The following is a 17,021-nucleotide window of genomic DNA, read 5'->3' as shown; positions in this document are numbered from 1 at the left end:
TTCAGTATACCTGAAGTTTCCGTCAATGTAAAGATCTGTTAAAAAATAAACAGTTTAAAAGGTGATATCCGCGGTCTTTGCCTTCACGAGCGGCAGCAGGTCAGACGGCGCGGCCTCGATCTGGCATCCGATTCTCCCGCCGCTCACGATCACCCGCGGCAGGCTGTTTACCGCCTCGTCAAAAACTGTCACAAAGAGCTTCTTCATCCCAACCGGTGAGCAGCCGCCCCGGATATATCCGGTCGTCTTATTGATTTCATCCACATGGATCATCTCCACCGATTTTTCCCCAACCGATTTTGCGGCCTTCTTAAGATCCAGCTCCTTTGCCACCGGGATGACAAAAACATAATTCGCCCGGCTTGCGCCGCGGGTCACCAGCGTTTTATAAACCGTGTCCACATCCTGCCCAAGTTTTGCCGCGACGCTCACGCCGTCAATCTTTCCGTCGCTGTGTTCATATGTGTGAATCTGATACGGGATCTTCGCTTTATCCAGCATCCGCATCGCATTCGTTTTTTGTTCCGCCATAATAACGCTCCCCAAAGGATACCAAAAGTCCAAAGGCTTAGATCAAACTTTCGAGAAAGTTTGCAGGGGCGCGGCCCTGCCTGAATATGAAAGCTGCTTACATTCCCAAATATGCTTTGCGCACCTTGTCGTCCGCGAGCATCTCTTTGGCGTCGCCGCTCATGACGATACGCCCGGTTTCAAGCACATACGCCCGATTCGCGATCGAAAGCGCCATCTTCGCATTCTGCTCGACGAGCAGGATGGTCATGCCGGTGCGGTTGAGCTCCACAATGATGTTGAAAATCTCTTTCACCAGGAGCGGAGAAAGACCCATCGACGGCTCATCCATGAGCAGAATCTTCGGGCGGGACATGATCGCGCGGCCGATCGCCAGCATCTGCTGCTCGCCGCCCGAAAGGGTCCCTCCCGCCTGTTTGCAACGCTCCCGCAGGCGCGGGAAATGACTGTACACATTCTCGATATCCGCTTCGATCTGGGATTTATCCTTCACAATGAATGCTCCCATCTCGAGGTTCTCTTCCACCGTCATCTGTGAAAAAATCCGTCTGCCCTCCGGCACATGCGCCATCCCAAGCCCGATGATCTTCGATGGGTCGGTGGCCAACAGGTTCTGCCCGTTCAAAAGCACTTCACCCGAGGTGGCTTTCTTAAGCCCGGTGATCGTATGCAGCGTGGTCGTCTTGCCCGCGCCGTTCGCGCCGATAAGCGAAACGATCTCCCCTTCGTTTACTTCCAGGCTCACATCGTGGATGGCATGGATCGCGCCATAGGAGACGTTCAGATTTTTGACATTCAGCATTGCGTTTCCTCCTATTCTCCGCCGAGATATGCGCCGATCACCTTCGGGTTGCGCGCAATCTCCTGCGGGGTCCCGGTCGCGATGATCATGCCGTAGTCGATGACGACCAGCCGTTCGCAGATACTCATGACAAGGCTCATATCGTGCTCGATAAGCAAAATCGAGATCCCGAATTTCTTGCGGATGATCGAGATGGTCTCCATCAGCTCGGCCGTTTCGGTAGGATTCATGCCCGCCGCCGGTTCGTCGAGCAGCAGCACCTTCGGATTGGTCGCAAGCGCGCGCGCAATTTCCAATTTCCGCTGCTGGCCATACGGCAGGTTTGCCGCCACATGGTCGGCCAGATCTTCCATATGGAAAACCGCCAGCAGTTCCCGGGCCTTACGGTCGATTTCGGCCTCCTCCCGCCAAACGAGCGGCGTGCGCAGGATCGACGAGAGCACCGAATATTTCATATTGAGATTAAAAGCCACCTTGACATTGTCAAGGACCGTCATCTTCTTGAAAAGCCGGATGTTCTGGAAGGTGCGCGCAATCCCGGCCTTGGCCACCTGATGCGGCTTTTTGCCGTTCATGAGCGTCCCGTCAAGATAGACCGCGCCCTCGGTCGGCTGGTAGACGCCGGTGAGCATGTTGAAAACAGTGGTCTTTCCCGCGCCGTTCGGACCGATCAGCCCGACCAGCTCGCTTTCTCCGATCTCCAATTCGAAGCCTTCGACCGCCTTGAGGCCGCCGAACGCGATACCGAGGTTCTCTGCCTTAAGTACCGTTTTAGCCATTCTGCGCACCTCCCTTCTTCACGCGCCTGGGCTTATTGGGATTTCTGAGCCAGCACAGAAATTTGGTGAGTGAAAACTCATAGGTTCCCAGCAAACCGGATGGCTTGAAGATCATGACCGCGATCAGCGCGACCGAATAGATGAGCATCCGGTATTCGGAGAAGCCGCGCAGCGCCTCCGGCAGCACGGTGAGCCCGATCGCCGAAAGGATCGAACCGGTCAGCGAACCCAGTCCGCCGAGCACGACGATCACAAGGATATCGATCGAGCGCATGAAGTTGAAGGTTTTCGCGCCGAGCACCTGCATCTGTTGGGCGTAGACCGCGCCCGCTACACCCGCGAAGAAGGCGGACATGGTGAATGCGAGCACTTTATAGTAGGTGTTCGGGATGCCCGACGCCTCGGAAGCGATGTCGTCCTCACGGATCGCGATGATCGCACGGCCATGGCGGGAACGCCCGAACGCAAACAGAATTGCAATGGTGAGCACCGTCACCCAGTAGACAGTGTTGAAACTTGAAAGCTTCGGGATGCCGGAAAGGCCCTGCGCGCCGCCGGTGAACTCGACGTTCTCGATGATGACGCGGATGATCTCCCCAAAGCCAAGGGTAATGATCGCCAGATAGTCGCCTTTGAGCCGCAGCGCCGGGATGCCGACCACAAGGCCGAACAGCGCCGCCACAGCGCCCGCCACCATGAGCGAAGCCAAAAAGATACCGGTTCCCATTGCTGTGGGACCGTCCGCGTCAACCAGCACCATACCGCTCTCTGCGATCTTCATCGAGAAAAGCGCGGCAGCGTACGCGCCGACCGACATGAACCCCGCGTGGCCGAGCGCAATCTGCCCGAGCACACCGGTTGTCAGGTTTAAAGAGGTTGCCAGGATAATATTGATCATGACGAGCATCATGACGCCCGCCCAATACTGGTCGATAATCCCGGTCTTTATCAGTGCGGCCAATGCCGCAAACAGGAGCACCGCGGAAACGGCGTTCACCAGATAGGACTGTAAAGTTTTCTTATTTCGATCCGTTGCCACCGCGCTCACCTACACTTTCTCTCCGACGTTTTTCCCAAGGATACCGGTCGGCTTTACCAGCAGCACAATGATCAGGATGCCGAACACGACCGCGTCCGCGAGATGCGAGGAGATATACGCCTTGGTCAGGCTTTCAACCAGCCCAATCACAAAACCGCCAAGCATCGCGCCCGGGATGATGCCGATGCCGCCGAGCACCGCGGCGATGAACGCCTTGAGGCCGAGCATCGAACCCATATATGGGTTGGCGAGCGGATAGGCCGAGCAGTACATCACCGAGGCCACCGCCGCAAGGCCCGAGCCGATCGCAAAGGTCATCGAAATGGTGGTGTTGCTGTTGACCCCCATCAGCATCGCGGCGCCAGCGTCCTCGCTGACTGCCCGCATCGCCTTGCCCATCCGGGTCTTTTTGATGAAGAGCTGCAGAAGCACCATGCACACGACCGACAGCACGATGGTCAGAATGGTCACCATATTGGTCTGGATCTTCCCCAAAGAGATAGTTTCCGCGGAAAAGACCGCCGGAAACGGCTTGGACGCGGATGAGAAGAAGATCATGAAAAGATTTTCCAGGAAAAGGCTCACCGCAATCGCCGTGATGAGGACCGAAAGCGACGGAGAACCGCGCAGCGGCTTATAGGCGATCTTCTCGGTTACCACGCCCAGAAGCGAGCAGGCTGCTACCGCAATAATGATGCAAAGCCATGCGGGGATTCCCATCCCCACCAAGACGGGAATACTGAACAGGGACACATAGGCTCCCACCATGATAAAATCGCCATGTGCGAAGTTAATCAGCTTTACAATGCCGTAAACCATCGTATAGCCCAGTGCGACGAGAGCGTAGATGCTGCCAACCTGTATTCCATTAATAACCTGATTGATAAATAGAATAAGATTGTCCATTTGGCACCTGACCTTTCATTCGGAATAAACCGCATCGCCGCCGTATGCTGCCAGACACACGGCAAACGGTTCGGGCGGTCTTTTCGCCCATAGAGTCTATTTTACACGATATCTGCCGGAATTGCCAGATCTTTGTAAAAAAAAGAAAATTTCTCGGGGCCAAAAAACGCCCCCCGGATAAACGGAAAAGGGAAGGCGGGGCAAGCTTAGCCCCGCCTTCCTGTAAATCCTTCGTAAAAAAGCCCTGTCTTTGTGTATCCCGGATTATTCAGCGGTCAGAAGCGTCTCCAGAGAAGTCTGGCCATCCTGCAGCTTGATGATCGCGGCGGTTTTGACCGGATCGCCGTTTTCATCGAAGGTCATGTGGCCGGTGACGCCGGAATAATCAGTGGCTTTCATCGCTTCCACAACCGCAGCTTTGTCGGTCGAACCGGCTTTTTCCATCGCGGCCTTCATAATGTAAACCGAATCGTAACCCAGTGCGGAAAACGCGGTCGGCTCATCGTTGTAGGTGCTTCTGTAGTTCTCAACGAAGCTCTTGACGGCTTCCGCTTCGTCGTTCACAAAGTAATGGCAGGAGAAATAGCAGCCGTCCACAGCGGAGGCGTTCGCTTCGCCGAGCGAACCCAGCACGCCGTCCCAGCCGTCCGCGCCGAGCATGGTGCCCTGGAAGCCGACCTGGCGGGCCTGGGTCGCGATCAGCGCGATCTTTTCATAGTAGTCAGGCAGCATCAGGACATCCGGGCCGGCCGCATTGATCTTGGTCAGCTGGGTCTTGAAGTCCTGGTCATCAGCGCCATAACGCTCGTCTCCGACAACCTCCAGGCCGAGCTCCTGCGCCTTGGCAGCGAATGCCTTCGCAATGCCGTCCGAATAATCGTCAGAGGAGTTTGCCAGTACCGCAACCTTCTTGGCGCCCAGGTTCTTCGCGGCAAAGGTGGCCATGACTTCACCCTGGAACGGGTCGAGGAAGCAGGTGCGGAAGATGTTTTCGCCGTTTTGGGTGACCGAAGCGGCGGTCGCGGTCGGCGCCAGCATCGGGGTTCCGTCGCCCGGCGCCGCGGCAATCTTCGCAACCGCGTCGCACGGTTTTGAGGTGACGTCGCCGATCAGAAATTCCATCCCGGCGCTTTTCAGTTTGTTGTACGCGTTGACCGCGTCCTGAACTTCGCCCTTTTCATCTTCGGGCATCATCTCGATCTGACGTCCGAGCACACCGCCCGCCGCGTTGATCTCATTGACAGCCATCTCAATGCCGTTTTTGGTGGTGATTCCGTAAACCGAAACGCTGCCGGTCAGCGGCGCAAGCACGCCGAGTTTGATCGGGTCGGTGGAAGCGGCCGCGTCGCCCGCGGGGGCACTTGCGGCAGAATCGCCATCCGCAGCCGGTGCGGAAGAATTATTGCTGCCGGAGCCGCCGCACCCGGTCAGCACGCTGGCGGCGAGAGCTGCCGACAGCGCCAAAGCAAGAAACTTTTTCATTTTTCTTTCCTCCATCATACGCGAAAGCGCCCGGTTTTGGGGCGCTATCGCTTTAAAGTAACATATGGTTTCCATAAAAGTATATTGCAAATCAGCATCAAAATCCATTGCCTTTTTCGCCAATGATGCTGTGGGAATTCCTGCAAGTTTTAGAAAGAATTATGAATTTTACCTAAATTCCATACGTTTTATAGAAGTTTTCCAAAATATATCCACAAATTCAGCAGATCCGGCAACAAAATCGGCATTGTCCATAGAATTTTTTCTCCGTTTTTTTCCCTCACTCCTCCCATCGCGCACAGCCGTAGCCCTATCAAAGTTTCCGCTTCCTTGCATGCCGGGCCACGGGCGGCCGGTTCCCGCGCCGTTTGCAGGAATTTATCCAGCCTCCCTGCAAAACCGGCGGTAAAAAAACCGCCGTCCAACGGACGGCGGCCATTTTTCCAAGTGAACGAATCACGCGTGGGCAGGTACCAGGGATTTGGTCATCCCGATCACCAGATCTACACAGGCGGTCAGCGAAAAGACAAAGTCCACGCCATAGGACGGCGCGACCTGCGAATATTGCTCGTGCAGCTCGTTGATCTGCTCATAAAGCGCCAGACTGTGATCGATTTCCGCCGCGTTCGAGATCAGATCGACCGCATGTAGCATATCACGGCGGCGGTAGCCATAAAACTGCATGAAAATTTCATATTTCAGATGCCCGATCTTGCTGCCGTCAAAGTTCTCGCTGTGCGCGTAGCAGAAAAAATCGGACATGAAGTGGCAAAGGATCCCAAGCTGTTTGCTGAACTCCTCGGTCGACATGTTCTCCCCTTCCCTGGCGAGATAATCGGCCTTTTCCATCACAAGGTCATAGATATCCTTTTTAAAATGGGAAAGTTTCAGCAGGCTGGGCGCGACATCCGGCAGGAAGTTCCATCGGACGAACGTACCCTTATCCAGCTTCAGATTCATATTCTCCGTGAAATAAGCGTAAAGATACCTGCCCATTGTGATGTGGGAAAATAGGTTCATGGGACTCACCACTTTCTAAAAGATCAATTTATTCTATGCCTCTACCGGTGGCGGAGGATTCCCGCGCCTGCGCCGCCTGCCGGCCCGCAGCATACGCAGCGGATGCGCAAACCGAAAGCGGACGCGGTGGTAAGAGATGTGCAGCACCACCGCCAGCAGCACGAAATAGAGGACAAGGTTGACAAAGGAAAGGCTGCGCAGGATTTCATCGAAATGGACCATCCATGCGTGTTTTTCCGCGCCTGCGAACACCTGCTCGAACACGAGGAAATGGTTGAGGAAGGTCATGCCCGTGAGCGCGAGATAGCCCGCGAAGAGCGCTCTGCTTTTATGGCAGACGCTGGCGATCAGCGCAAAAATGAGCACCGGGATCTGATACCGCTCGTGCATCCGGGCGGTGAACAGGAAGATGGTCTGCATAAATGCGAAGCCCAGAAGCCACACGCTTTTTTCGGCGGCGGTGAAATACCACGCCACCAACGCAGCCAGCGAAGCGGCCAGCATAAACGCGGAAAGCCCGCCCGCGGTGACCGGCTGGTAAAGGACCGTGTCCACATGCAAAAAGTTCGCGCCAAGCGCTGAATAAAGGTTGAACGCATTGAGCGCCGCGCCCGGGTATTGTTCAAAACCGCCGAAATAGATTTTCCACGGCAGATTCCATCCGGAACGCACCATGAATGGGAAAAATACGGCCAGCGCGGTTCCCATCCCCGCTCCAGCCGCAAGGGCCACCCGTTTCCACGGGAACCGCATGGTCAGCAGCGCAAGGGCAAAAAGCGGCGCGAAATAGAGAGATTGAAATTTCATCAGGCAGGCCAGCGTCATTACCACGCCCGCCGGCACCGGTCTGCGTTCGGTCAGCAGCCAGAAAGCCAGCACCAGAAGAAACATCATGATGCAGTCGGTCTGCCCCCAATAGGAGGAGTTGAAGATAGCGGTCGGATTGACCGCCCAGAGCGCCGCGCATCCAAGCGCCGCCAGCCGGTCCACCTTTTTGAGTACCAGGTAAAGCAGCGGAATAATTGCGAGATCAAAGAGCATCTGCCAGCCTTTGAGCGCCAGCATGGCATAAGGATCGAAGGAGGCGACCGCATCCAGCGCCAGAAGCTTCCCCGTCAAAAAAAGCGGAAAAAGGAACAACGGGGGGTAATCGAGATTTCCAATGTTGTTGTAGGCGCCGAAGAAATCCTCCTCCACCCCCGCCGACCATCCGACATAATAGCTCAAGTCGAAGTAGTGTACGCTTGTGTAAGCGATCATCAGCCGCAGTACCAGCGCGGATGCAACCAGCGCGAAAAGAAACCAGGCCTCCTGTTTTTTGCCGAGGGTGAAGCTGTAACCGGGAATGCGACGATCCATAAAAAGCCTATACTTCCGATCATACAAATTTTATCACATTGCGCCAAAAGAGTCTGTTAGAAGTGTGATAATTATGTAAACTTTCTATATTTTCGTGGATTTTTCATAAATCGTCATGTGAAAAATAGCAGTTGATTGTGAACTCTTGCCCATTTTCTTCACGATTGACGGAAAGTTCCGTCTCACAAAAACACCCGGACGCACCCAGGCTTTCCTGAAAAGCCTTTGCCGCCTGCGGCGCGCCCCGCGCTTGCACCGACAGCATCTGCAGCCGTCCCGCCGGATCGTCGCACAGAAAGCTTTCGATTTTCACCCCTGAGGCCTCCTGCGCGGCCAGGATCGCTTCAAACTGCTTGAACTGCTCGGCCGGCGACTGCTCAAGGTTTGTAAGCACAGCCGCCATCGCGTTGACATATTTCAAAAACAGTTCGGAACTTTCCGGGTCGGCCAGAATCTGCGTGATCCTGCTCTTTTCTCCGGAGGCGGTCAGAGCCGCAACAAACTGGCTGTTTTTCAGTTCTTCCTGCATTTTGTCCACCCTGTCCGCAAGAAAAATCCCGGCTCCAACAGCCACCGCCACCGCCACAAAAGCGGCCGCAACCATTGTCGCCCCGTTCCTGCCGCCGATCAGCCGGGTGGCCTTGTTCGCAAAGGCAACCTTATCCAGCGGCGCCACCTCCTATCTGTCGAGATATTCTTCGAGGCAAATCCCCGCGTCCGTAATCTCCCGCGCGGCCGTTTCTCCCACATAGCGGAAATGCCACGGCTCATAGGCAATCCCGGTGATTTCGGTCTTATCCTTCGGGTAGCGCAGGATGAATCCGTACTCGGCCGCATGCGCGGCCATCCATTTCGCAGCTGCAGTCTCGGCAAAACCGCTGTCAAGCGTCTGGTAGGCCGGCGTCACAATGTCCGCCGCAAGCCCGGTTTGATGCTCGCTGTAGCCCGGCACCGCGATATACGCCGCTGTCATCGCGTAGGCATCTGCCTGGCTGTAGCCCTGCGCCAGATAGGTCTGGATGCTGTTATTGAAATTGCGTTCCTGCGAAGAATACGGCCGGTAGGCCGAACAGACCAGCAGATCGACCCCCTCCTCAGCTGCATCCGCGATCATCCGCTGCAAAGCCGGGACAGCCCGCACATCCATCCGGTAACCGTTCTGGACCTCGGCGAGCTCCGGTTCGTAATCCGCATCAATGCCATTCTGCGCATTGACCAAAAGCAGCATCCAGTCCTCCGTCCCTTCTTCCGGCTTTGCCGCGGACGGGACAGCTCCTTCCGGCAAGCTTCCGACCGTTTCGGAAGAATCGATCTCGGATATCCGGCTTGACGGCTCCGATCTTTCGGAAGAAGCCGCCTGCTTTTCAGGCTGCGGCGCCGAATGATTCGGCGTGCCGGCGCTGCGCGGCGTGCAGGCCGCCAACAGCGCAACCGCCAATGCCATCGAAACAATCCGTTTCATAACTATGCGTTCACCTCATCTGTTAGTATCCCGCGCGGCTGGTTAAATATCCCCCGCCTGATAAAGGATCGCGGTGACTGCCGCGAGCGGCGCAGTTTCGCACCGCAGAATCCGGCTGCCAAGCGAAAGCGAGACCAGCCCGTTTTCCTTTGCATAAGCGGCTTCGGACGGCTCAAAACCGCCCTCGCTGCCCACCAGAACCGACACGCTTTTCCCAAGCCTGCGTTCCAGCAGAGCCTTCAGCGGTTCGTCCGCATTCTCATAAAACAGGATCGCAAGCGCGTCCTGTTTCATGCGGGCAACCGCCTCGGGAAATTCACAGAGCGGCTCCACTTCCGGCACGCGGCCGCGGCCGCACTGCTTTGCGGCTTCGGCCGCGATCTTGCGGTACCGCTCCAGCTTCTTTGCCATCGATTTTCCATCCGGCCGGGAGACGCAGCGCCGGGTCAGCACCGGTACGATCTTTCCCACTCCAAGCTCGACCGCTTTCTGCACAATCGTTTCAAATTTATCGCCTTTGGGCATCGCCTGATACAGTGTGACAAACACGCCCGGCTCGCCTGCAGACGGTTCCACCGCTTCCACCGTGAGCTCCACCCGCGCCGGCTGAACCGACGCGATCCTGCACTGATAGTCCCGGCCGTCCCCGTCGCAGACGGTAAGCCTTTCTCCCACCTTCATCCGCAGCGACAACGCGATATGCCGCGCGTCCTCGCCGTCGATGACGGCATTCTGTTCATTCACCTGTCCTGTAAAAAATCTCGGCATAATTCTCACCAAATCAAAAGTTTTATGCGTTTTTTTCAAAAAAACGCAGGGAATTGCGCGGTACAGCTTCCCCGGCCCGCACGGCTATCCCCGTTGTTTGGCGGCCAGCGCCACCCATCCGCCCGATTCCCGGCGCTCGACCACTTCGTAGCCCGCGGCGGCCAGCGCGCCGGTCACATCTCCAGCGCGGGTGTCGATGATACCCGACGCGATAAAAACGCTGTCCGGCCGCAGGAACCGTTCCAGGTCGGGGATCAGCCGGATAATCACATCCGCAACGATATTCGCGGTAACAACCGCAAATTTTCCGTCCACCTTCGCGGTCAGATCCCCTGCCAGAAATTCCACCCTGTCCGCCACACCGTTGGCTTCGGCGTTCTCCTTTGCGACCCGCACCGCGACCTCGTCAATGTCGATCCCCACCGCGCTTTCAGCTCCCAGCAGCAGCGCCGCCACCGCCAGAATGCCGCTGCCGGTGCCCACATCAAGCAGATGCGCACCCGGTGAGACGTATTTTTCCAAAAGCTGCATACAGAGCCGGGTGGTGTCGTGGGTTCCGGTGCCAAAAGCCATGCCCGGGTCCATCGTGAGCACCACCTCCCCCGGTTTTGGCGCGTAAGTCTCCCACGAAGGGCAGACAACCAGCCGCTCCCCGACCTTGGTGGGGTAATAATATTTTTTCCAGGCTGTAGCCCAGTCTTCCTCATCCACCTTCTCGCTCTCCACCGAAAAACCGATCCCGGCCGCGCCGAGGCGTTCGCTCACAAACGAAACCGCTTCCATCGGGTTTTCCTCGGGCGCGATGTAAAAATGGATCACCGCGTGTTCGCGGTCGCGTTCCAGAAGCTCCTGTTCGATCAGATCGACGTGCGCGATCTGCGGCGCGAGTTCTTCGATGTCGCTGTAATCCTCGATATATAACCCGTACGGCACCACCAGGTTTGCGATCGCCGCCGCTGTTTCCGCATCCCTGGTCGCAATTTTCAGCTTGACTTCGCTGTACTGCATCCGTTTTGCCCTCTCTTTCTTTTTGTCCTTGCGCAAGCTACTTCATGATACATTATATAATAATGCGCGGGTAAAATCCACCCGTAAAATCCGGATGGATTTTATCCAGTAAAAAACCGCGTGAAACGACTGTTTCACGCGGTTTTCCATTTATTTCATCGCATCTTTGAGCTTATCGAAAAAGCTTTTGCGCTTTTCATAGTTTTTGTCGCTTGAAAGCTTTTCAAATTCCTTAAGCGCGTCTTTCTGCTTGCCGGTCAGGTTACGCGGAACCTCGATATTCACCTTGACATACTGGTCGCCGCGTCCGCGCCCGTTCACATACGGAATGCCCTTATTGCGCAGGCGGAATACCGTTCCGGACTGCGTGCCCTCCGGCACGTCATATTTCACTTTGCCGTCGATGGTGGGAACGGTGATCTCATCGCCCAGCACCGCCTGCGAGAAGGTGATCGGGATGTCGCACCAGACGTCGAATCCGTCGCGCTCAAAGAGCGGGTCGGGCCGCAGGTTTACCATGATGTTCACATCGCCCGCCGGGCCGCCGTTGAGGCCGTGGTCACCCTGTCCGCGCAGCACAAAGGTCTGCCCGTCGTCGATACCAGCCGGGACCGAAACCTCCAGCGTCCGGGTGTGGCGCACGCGCCCCATTCCGCGGCAGTCGCTGCACGGCTCCTTGACGACCTTACCCTTGCCGGAACATTTTGTACAGGTTCGGGTGGTCTGGATCACGCCGATCGGCGTACGCTGCTGGACGCGCACCTGACCGGTGCCGCCGCATTCCGGGCAGGTTTCCGGGGCGGTGCCCTTCTTGGCGCCGGTACCGTCGCAGGTATCGCACTTTTCAAGCCGCTGCACCTGCACCTGCTGCTTGCAGCCCTTGGCCGCGTCCATAAACGACAGGTTGATGGTGATATTGACATCGTTGCCGCGGATCGGCGCATTCGGGTTGCGGGTGCGCCCGCCCCCGCCAAAGCCGCCGAAGCCGCTTCCGCCAAAGAAGCTTTCGAAGATATCTCCCACGTCGAAACCGCCAAAGCCGCCTCCAAAGCCCGCCCCGCCGGCGCCCGCCCCATAGGACGGGTCGACGCCCGCGTGCCCGAACTGGTCGTAGCGCTGGCGTTTTGCCGGGTCGTTTAAGACCTCATAGGCCTCGTTAACCTCTTTGAATTTTGCCTCGGCGGTCTTATCCCCCGGATTCATGTCGGGGTGATACTGCTTTGCAAGCTTGCGGTATGCTTTTTTCAGGTCGTCCGTGGATGCGTCCTTGGACACGCCCAATACTTCATAATAGTCCCGTTTTTCAGCCATATGCCTCACCCCTGTTTATCTGCGTTCACAGGTTCAGGCGGGAGGATTACCCCCGCCTGAACGCACCTGCTTATTGTATTATTTTTTGTCGTCCTCGTCAACCTCTTTGTAATCCGCGTCGACATAATCGCCGCCGGGAGCCGCTCCAGCGCCGGCGTCCGCGCCGCCCATGTCCGGGCCGGCCGCGCCCTGGGCGCCCTGCGCCTGCTGGTACATCTTGGATGACATCTCATAGAAGTCCTTCTGCAGCTCTTCCTGTTTTGCTTTGATTTCTTCGACGTTGGTTCCCTTGAGGGCTTCCTTCAGCGCGTCGACCTTCGCCTGCACGCGGGATTTTTCGTCGGCGGAAACCTTGTCGCCCAGGTCGGTCAGCGCCTTCTCGCACTGATAAACCATCTGATCCGCACCGTTTCGCACGTCGATCTCCTCGCGGCGTTTCTTGTCCTCTTCCGCAAATGCTTCCGCATCTTTAACCGCTTTGTCAATGTCGTCCTTGGACATATTGGTCGAAGCGGTGATGGTGACGTTCTGCTCCTTACCGGTGCCGAGGTCCTTCGCGGTCACGTGCACGATGCCGTTGGCGTCGATGTCGAAGGTGACTTCGATCTGCGGCACGCCGCGCGGAGCCGCCGGGATACCGTCGAGCCGGAACATGCCGAGGGTCTTGTTATCCTTGGCCATCTCGCGCTCGCCCTGCAGGACGTGGATCTCGACCGAAGTCTGGCCGTCCGCGGCGGTGGAGAAGATCTGCGATTTCTTGGTCGGGATGGTGGTGTTGCGCTCGATGATCTTGGTGCAGACGCCGCCAAGGGTCTCAAGGCCCAGGGAAAGCGGGGTGACATCGAGCAGCAGCAGGCCTTTTACATCGCCGCCGAGCACGCCGCCCTGGATCGCCGCGCCGACCGCGACGCACTCATCCGGATTGATGCCCTTGAACGGGTCTTTTCCGCAGAACGCCTTGACCGCTTCCTGCACAGCCGGGATACGGGTCGAACCGCCGACCAGCAGCACCTTGTCGAGGTCGGAAACCTTGAGGCCGGAGTCGGCCATCGCCTTGCGCACCGGCACCATGGTCGCTTCGACCAGGTCGGCGGTCAATTCATTGAATTTCGCGCGGGACAGGGTCACATCGAGATGTTTCGGGCCGGTCGCGTCCGCCGTGATGAACGGCAGGTTGATGTTCGCCTGGGTCATGCCGGAAAGCTCGATCTTCGCCTTTTCCGCTGCTTCTTTCAGGCGCTGCATGGCCATCTTGTCGCCGCGCAGATCGATGCCGTTTTCTTTCTTAAAGGAATCTGCCAGGAAATCGATGACGCGCTGGTCGAAGTCGTCGCCGCCCAGGCGGGTGTTGCCGTTGGTGGCGAGCACCTCCTGCACGCCGTCGCCCATCTCGATGATCGAAACATCAAAGGTACCGCCGCCGAGGTCATAAACCATGACCTTCTGATCGGCTTCCTTATCGATGCCGTAGGCGAGCGCCGCGGCGGTCGGTTCGTTGATGATGCGCTTTACATCAAGTCCCGCGATGCGGCCCGCGTCCTTGGTTGCCTGGCGCTGCGCGTCGGAGAAATACGCCGGGACCGTGATGACCGCTTCGGTGACCTTCTCGCCGAGGTAAGCTTCCGCGTCATCACGCAGTTTCTGCAGGACCATCGCGGAGATTTCCTGCGGAGTGTAGTTTTTGCCGTCGATCGACACCTTAAAATCGGTGCCCATGTGGCGCTTAATCGAAGAAATCGTGCGGTCCGGGTTGGTGATCGCCTGGCGTTTTGCAACCTGGCCGACCATACGCTCGCCGGTTTTCGAGAATGCAACGACCGAAGGGGTCGTGCGATTGCCTTCCGCGCTCGCGATGACGACCGGCTCGCCGCCTTCCATAACCGCTACACAGCTATTTGTAGTACCAAGGTCAATACCGATGATTTTTCCCATAATGAATGCCCTCCATATATATTGGAATAAATTTTAACGTGGTGAATGCCTGCTTTCTTTTCCTTGAAAAAGCAGCAAAAAAACCGCCTGAAGCAGGGCCCGCGGGAAAGGCCGGCCCCCATGTCCCCAGCCTTTAAAAAGGTCGACAAAACACTTTAAGATCTTCGCGGCGCGGCAGGACCGAAAGCCCCGAGGGGCTTCAAAGGGGACTTTTCAAAAGCGCCCCCTGGTCAGTTTGCGACCTTGACCATCGCGTGCCGGATGATCCGGTCGCCGATTTTATATCCCTTCTGAAACACATCGGTGATGATGTTCGTCTCAAGCGATTCATCGTCAATGTGCATCACAGCGTTGTGCAGATCCGGATTGAACTGCTCGCCCGCAGCGCCGAACGCTTCGACTCCGAGCTTTTCGAGCACATCCTTAAAGTTCTGCAGGATCATCTCCACGCCCTTTTTAAACTCCGCGTCCGCGCATTCCACCGCGAGCGCACGTTCAAACGTATCGATGATCGGAACGAACTGCGCCACCGCATTTGCGGTTGCCTGCGGGTAAATCGCTTCCTTCTCCTTCTGGCTGCGCTTACGGAAGTTGTCATACTCGGCCATCGTGCGCAGCAGCTTGTCACCCAGCTGCGAAACCTGCTCTTCCAGCAGTTCCGTCTCGGTCTTTTCAGGCTCTTTGCGCTCCGCTTCCGGCTGTTTTTCTTCCCCGGTTTCCTCGGACGCTTCCGGAGTCTTTTCTTCCGGCTGCGTCTGTTCCTGGACCTCGTCCGCCTCGCCTATGGGCTGCTCATGCTTATGCTTCTGAGACAATCTGTTCCCTACCTTCTATGTGTTTTTATTACGCATCCTGTTCAAAAGTCTCCGCCAATAATTTCCCTAATGTCTGCGAAAAATATTCAAGATGCGGGATAATCTTTGCGTAATCCATCCGGACCGGGCCGATTACGCCAATCGCGCCCGCGTTCTGCTTTCCGATGGAGTAACGGGTGACCACCACAGACGTGTCGGCCAGCTCGCTTCGGCTGTTTTCCTTGCCGATGGTGATGAAAACGGCGTCGTCCTTCGAGCCGATAACGCCAAGCAGATGGTCGCGGTTCTGCATGGTGAGCAGCAAATCGTGCGCCACATCGGAAAACTCCTTATATCCCAGCAGGTTGGTCCCGCCGGAAGTATAGAACTGGCCTTCATCGATCTCTTTGCAGAGCTCGTAAACGGTGGCCAGAATCGGGGTAAACAGCCGGGAATATTCGCCCAGCGTGACCGCAACCGAATTGATGTACCACTGGGAGATGTCGTTGACCGATTTGTCGACCAGACGGCCGTTGATAAACTTATTGATAAATTCGAGCAGCTCCGCGGTGATGCCGAAATCCACCCGGCAGACCTTGTCGCGGATGACGCCGTTCGAGGCGATGACCAGGATGACCACCGTGCGCACGCCCGCCGGAACAATTTCGATATGCTTGACGCGCACTGTTTTCGGTGTGATCGTGGTGGAAACGGTCGCGCAGTTGGTGTAATCCGCGAGCGCCTGCGCGGCATCCTCCAAAAGCCGGTCCGGGTCGGGGTTATGCACATTGAAAAGCGCGTCAATCTCGCCGCGCTCCTCATCAGACAGCGGTTTGCAGTGCATCAGCTGATCGACATAAATCCGATAACCCAGGTGGGAGGGGACGCGTCCGGCGGAAGTGTGCGGCTGCTCAAGGAATCCCATATCAAAAAGCGCCGCCATGTCGTTGCGGATGGTCGCGGGCGAGACGTTGATATCAAGTTTCTGCGCCAGCATCTTGGAGCTGACAGGCTCGCCGGTATCGATGTAAGTCTCGACGATCGCGGTCAGGATTTTCAGTTTTCTCAAGTCGAGCTTCATCGCATACACCTCACATTCCACAACTGAGCAAAGTCCGCTTAGCACTCATAATCTCCGAGTGCCAACAACTATAATGTACCACATTTTTTCAGGATGTCAAGAAAGGGAGATCGGAATTCATGAATTGTTTACAGAATTTTTAGCACTCATATATTTCGAGTGCTAATTTTATCTATTTTGCGCAAATTCAATTTTGTTAATTGTGTATATTGACATTTTAATCCCGATGGTGTTTAATGATATCAAGAAATTGATAAATATTTAACAGCTTTGACGCAAAAGGAGGCTATCAAAATGACCACAAAAGAAGTAATGCTCCAATCCGCGGAGGACCTGCGCCAGTTCATGTTCCTAGCGATGCAGTCCGCACAGGATATTGGCGTGCACACTGTTGACGGCAGCATCGCAGATGCAAAATCCGTGCTCGGTCTCATGGCGCTCGATTACAGCAAGCCGGTCAAAGTCGTCACAGACGACCGCACCTTCCTGCGGGAACTGCGCAAATGGGCCGTGGCGTAACCCGCCCAGCAGATCCGGACCTTCGCCCCGCCATTGGCGGGGCTTTCCTGTTGTCATATAATTTTCCGTTTTTCTTACAATCCCCGTACAATCTTTTCACACGCTCCCGAAGCGAATTGCCGGGGCCGTTTTTCTTTGTTCAAAATCGACAAATTTCGACAAAATTTTCCTTCTGTTCCCAATTTCAGAAGCAATTGGGAATATGGGAAATCGACAGCAGCGCGGCGC

17 protein-coding genes are annotated in these 17,021 nt (G+C 56.2%); 1 reads left to right on the top strand and 16 read right to left on the bottom strand.

Going from position 1 to position 17,021, the window contains the following annotated elements; all coding sequences use genetic code 11:
* Positions 1–54: 54 nt before the first annotated feature.
* From ybaK to hrcA, 16 genes are all read right to left on the bottom strand, one after another.
* The gene (ybaK, locus tag BN4275_RS10550; RefSeq protein WP_066457811.1) at positions 55–531 is read right to left on the bottom strand and encodes a Cys-tRNA(Pro) deacylase; all 477 of its coding nucleotides are present in this window, start codon (positions 529–531) and stop codon (positions 55–57) included.
* 97 nt (positions 532–628) lie between these two features.
* Positions 629–1,333, bottom strand: a complete 705-nt coding sequence (locus tag BN4275_RS10545; protein WP_066457809.1) for an ABC transporter ATP-binding protein — start codon at positions 1,331–1,333, stop codon at positions 629–631.
* Positions 1,334–1,344: 11 nt separating this feature from the next.
* On the bottom strand, positions 1,345–2,112 hold the full coding sequence (locus BN4275_RS10540) for an ABC transporter ATP-binding protein (protein ID WP_066457807.1): 768 nt from the start codon (positions 2,110–2,112) through the stop codon (positions 1,345–1,347).
* Positions 2,105–3,151 carry an ABC transporter permease subunit gene (locus BN4275_RS10535; RefSeq protein WP_066460365.1) on the bottom strand — a complete coding sequence of 349 codons (1,047 nt, stop codon included), beginning with the start codon at positions 3,149–3,151 and terminating at the stop codon, positions 2,105–2,107. The genes BN4275_RS10540 and BN4275_RS10535 overlap by 8 nt, the downstream gene beginning before the upstream one ends.
* Positions 3,152–3,160: 9 nt before the next feature.
* Complete coding sequence (locus BN4275_RS10530) at positions 3,161–4,057, bottom strand: branched-chain amino acid ABC transporter permease (protein ID WP_118478917.1); 897 nt, start codon at positions 4,055–4,057, stop codon at positions 3,161–3,163.
* 264 nt (positions 4,058–4,321) lie between these two features.
* Complete coding sequence (locus BN4275_RS10525; RefSeq protein WP_066460362.1) at positions 4,322–5,539, bottom strand: ABC transporter substrate-binding protein; 1,218 nt, start codon at positions 5,537–5,539, stop codon at positions 4,322–4,324.
* Between the two features lie 456 nt (positions 5,540–5,995).
* Positions 5,996–6,559, bottom strand: coding sequence for a zinc dependent phospholipase C family protein (locus BN4275_RS10515; RefSeq protein ID WP_066457802.1), 564 nt, complete (start codon positions 6,557–6,559; stop codon positions 5,996–5,998).
* A gap of 33 nt (positions 6,560–6,592) precedes the next feature.
* Positions 6,593–7,918: a glycosyltransferase 87 family protein gene (locus tag BN4275_RS10510; RefSeq protein WP_066457799.1), complete on the bottom strand. Its 1,326-nt coding sequence runs from the start codon at positions 7,916–7,918 to the stop codon at positions 6,593–6,595.
* A 103-nt stretch (positions 7,919–8,021) separates the two neighbouring features.
* Positions 8,022–8,594, bottom strand: a complete 573-nt coding sequence (locus BN4275_RS10505) for a hypothetical protein (protein ID WP_066457797.1) — start codon at positions 8,592–8,594, stop codon at positions 8,022–8,024.
* A gap of 3 nt (positions 8,595–8,597) precedes the next feature.
* Positions 8,598–9,380, bottom strand: coding sequence for a M15 family metallopeptidase (locus BN4275_RS10500; RefSeq protein WP_066457794.1), 783 nt, complete (start codon positions 9,378–9,380; stop codon positions 8,598–8,600).
* Positions 9,381–9,422: 42 nt separating this feature from the next.
* Positions 9,423–10,148, bottom strand: coding sequence for a 16S rRNA (uracil(1498)-N(3))-methyltransferase (locus BN4275_RS10495; protein ID WP_066460361.1), 726 nt, complete (start codon positions 10,146–10,148; stop codon positions 9,423–9,425).
* Positions 10,149–10,232: 84 nt separating this feature from the next.
* On the bottom strand, positions 10,233–11,156 hold the full coding sequence (prmA, locus tag BN4275_RS10490) for a 50S ribosomal protein L11 methyltransferase (protein ID WP_066460360.1): 924 nt from the start codon (positions 11,154–11,156) through the stop codon (positions 10,233–10,235).
* A gap of 150 nt (positions 11,157–11,306) precedes the next feature.
* Positions 11,307–12,467, bottom strand: coding sequence for a molecular chaperone DnaJ (dnaJ, locus tag BN4275_RS10485; RefSeq protein WP_066457791.1), 1,161 nt, complete (start codon positions 12,465–12,467; stop codon positions 11,307–11,309).
* 78 nt (positions 12,468–12,545) lie between these two features.
* Positions 12,546–14,399 carry a molecular chaperone DnaK gene (gene dnaK / locus BN4275_RS10480; RefSeq protein WP_066457788.1) on the bottom strand — a complete coding sequence of 618 codons (1,854 nt, stop codon included), beginning with the start codon at positions 14,397–14,399 and terminating at the stop codon, positions 12,546–12,548.
* 230 nt (positions 14,400–14,629) lie between these two features.
* Positions 14,630–15,214, bottom strand: coding sequence for a nucleotide exchange factor GrpE (grpE, locus tag BN4275_RS10475; protein WP_066457786.1), 585 nt, complete (start codon positions 15,212–15,214; stop codon positions 14,630–14,632).
* A gap of 28 nt (positions 15,215–15,242) precedes the next feature.
* Entirely contained in the window at positions 15,243–16,319 is a 1,077-nt protein-coding gene (gene hrcA / locus BN4275_RS10470; protein WP_147349453.1) for a heat-inducible transcriptional repressor HrcA, read from the bottom strand.
* A 249-nt stretch (positions 16,320–16,568) separates the two neighbouring features.
* On the opposite strand from hrcA, the gene BN4275_RS10465 reads away from it, so the two are divergent.
* Positions 16,569–16,793 (top strand): hypothetical protein, encoded by a 225-nt coding sequence (locus BN4275_RS10465; RefSeq protein ID WP_066457782.1) that lies wholly within the window; start codon positions 16,569–16,571, stop codon positions 16,791–16,793.
* Positions 16,794–17,021 lie beyond the last annotated feature (228 nt).

Source organism: Anaerotruncus rubiinfantis, from assembly GCF_900078395.1.
Classification (GTDB): Bacteria; Bacillota; Clostridia; order Oscillospirales; family Ruminococcaceae; genus Anaerotruncus; species Anaerotruncus rubiinfantis.
The sequence above is the reverse complement of the archived record's forward strand: the minus strand, read 5'-3'. Positions and strand labels throughout refer to the sequence as shown.

Coding starts and splice junctions, on each gene's coding strand:
- ybaK (WP_066457811.1), bottom strand. CDS start 531: ATGGCGGAACAAAAAACGAATGCGATGCGGATGCTGGATAAAGCGAAG.
- BN4275_RS10545 (WP_066457809.1), bottom strand. CDS start 1,333: ATGCTGAATGTCAAAAATCTGAACGTCTCCTATGGCGCGATCCATGCC.
- BN4275_RS10540 (WP_066457807.1), bottom strand. CDS start 2,112: ATGGCTAAAACGGTACTTAAGGCAGAGAACCTCGGTATCGCGTTCGGC.
- BN4275_RS10530 (WP_118478917.1), bottom strand. CDS start 4,057: ATGGACAATCTTATTCTATTTATCAATCAGGTTATTAATGGAATACAG.
- BN4275_RS10525 (WP_066460362.1), bottom strand. CDS start 5,539: ATGAAAAAGTTTCTTGCTTTGGCGCTGTCGGCAGCTCTCGCCGCCAGC.
- BN4275_RS10515 (WP_066457802.1), bottom strand. CDS start 6,559: ATGAACCTATTTTCCCACATCACAATGGGCAGGTATCTTTACGCTTAT.
- BN4275_RS10510 (WP_066457799.1), bottom strand. CDS start 7,918: ATGGATCGTCGCATTCCCGGTTACAGCTTCACCCTCGGCAAAAAACAG.
- BN4275_RS10500 (WP_066457794.1), bottom strand. CDS start 9,380: ATGAAACGGATTGTTTCGATGGCATTGGCGGTTGCGCTGTTGGCGGCC.
- BN4275_RS10495 (WP_066460361.1), bottom strand. CDS start 10,148: ATGCCGAGATTTTTTACAGGACAGGTGAATGAACAGAATGCCGTCATC.
- prmA (WP_066460360.1), bottom strand. CDS start 11,156: ATGCAGTACAGCGAAGTCAAGCTGAAAATTGCGACCAGGGATGCGGAA.
- dnaJ (WP_066457791.1), bottom strand. CDS start 12,467: ATGGCTGAAAAACGGGACTATTATGAAGTATTGGGCGTGTCCAAGGAC.
- dnaK (WP_066457788.1), bottom strand. CDS start 14,399: ATGGGAAAAATCATCGGTATTGACCTTGGTACTACAAATAGCTGTGTA.
- BN4275_RS10465 (WP_066457782.1), top strand. CDS start 16,569: ATGACCACAAAAGAAGTAATGCTCCAATCCGCGGAGGACCTGCGCCAG.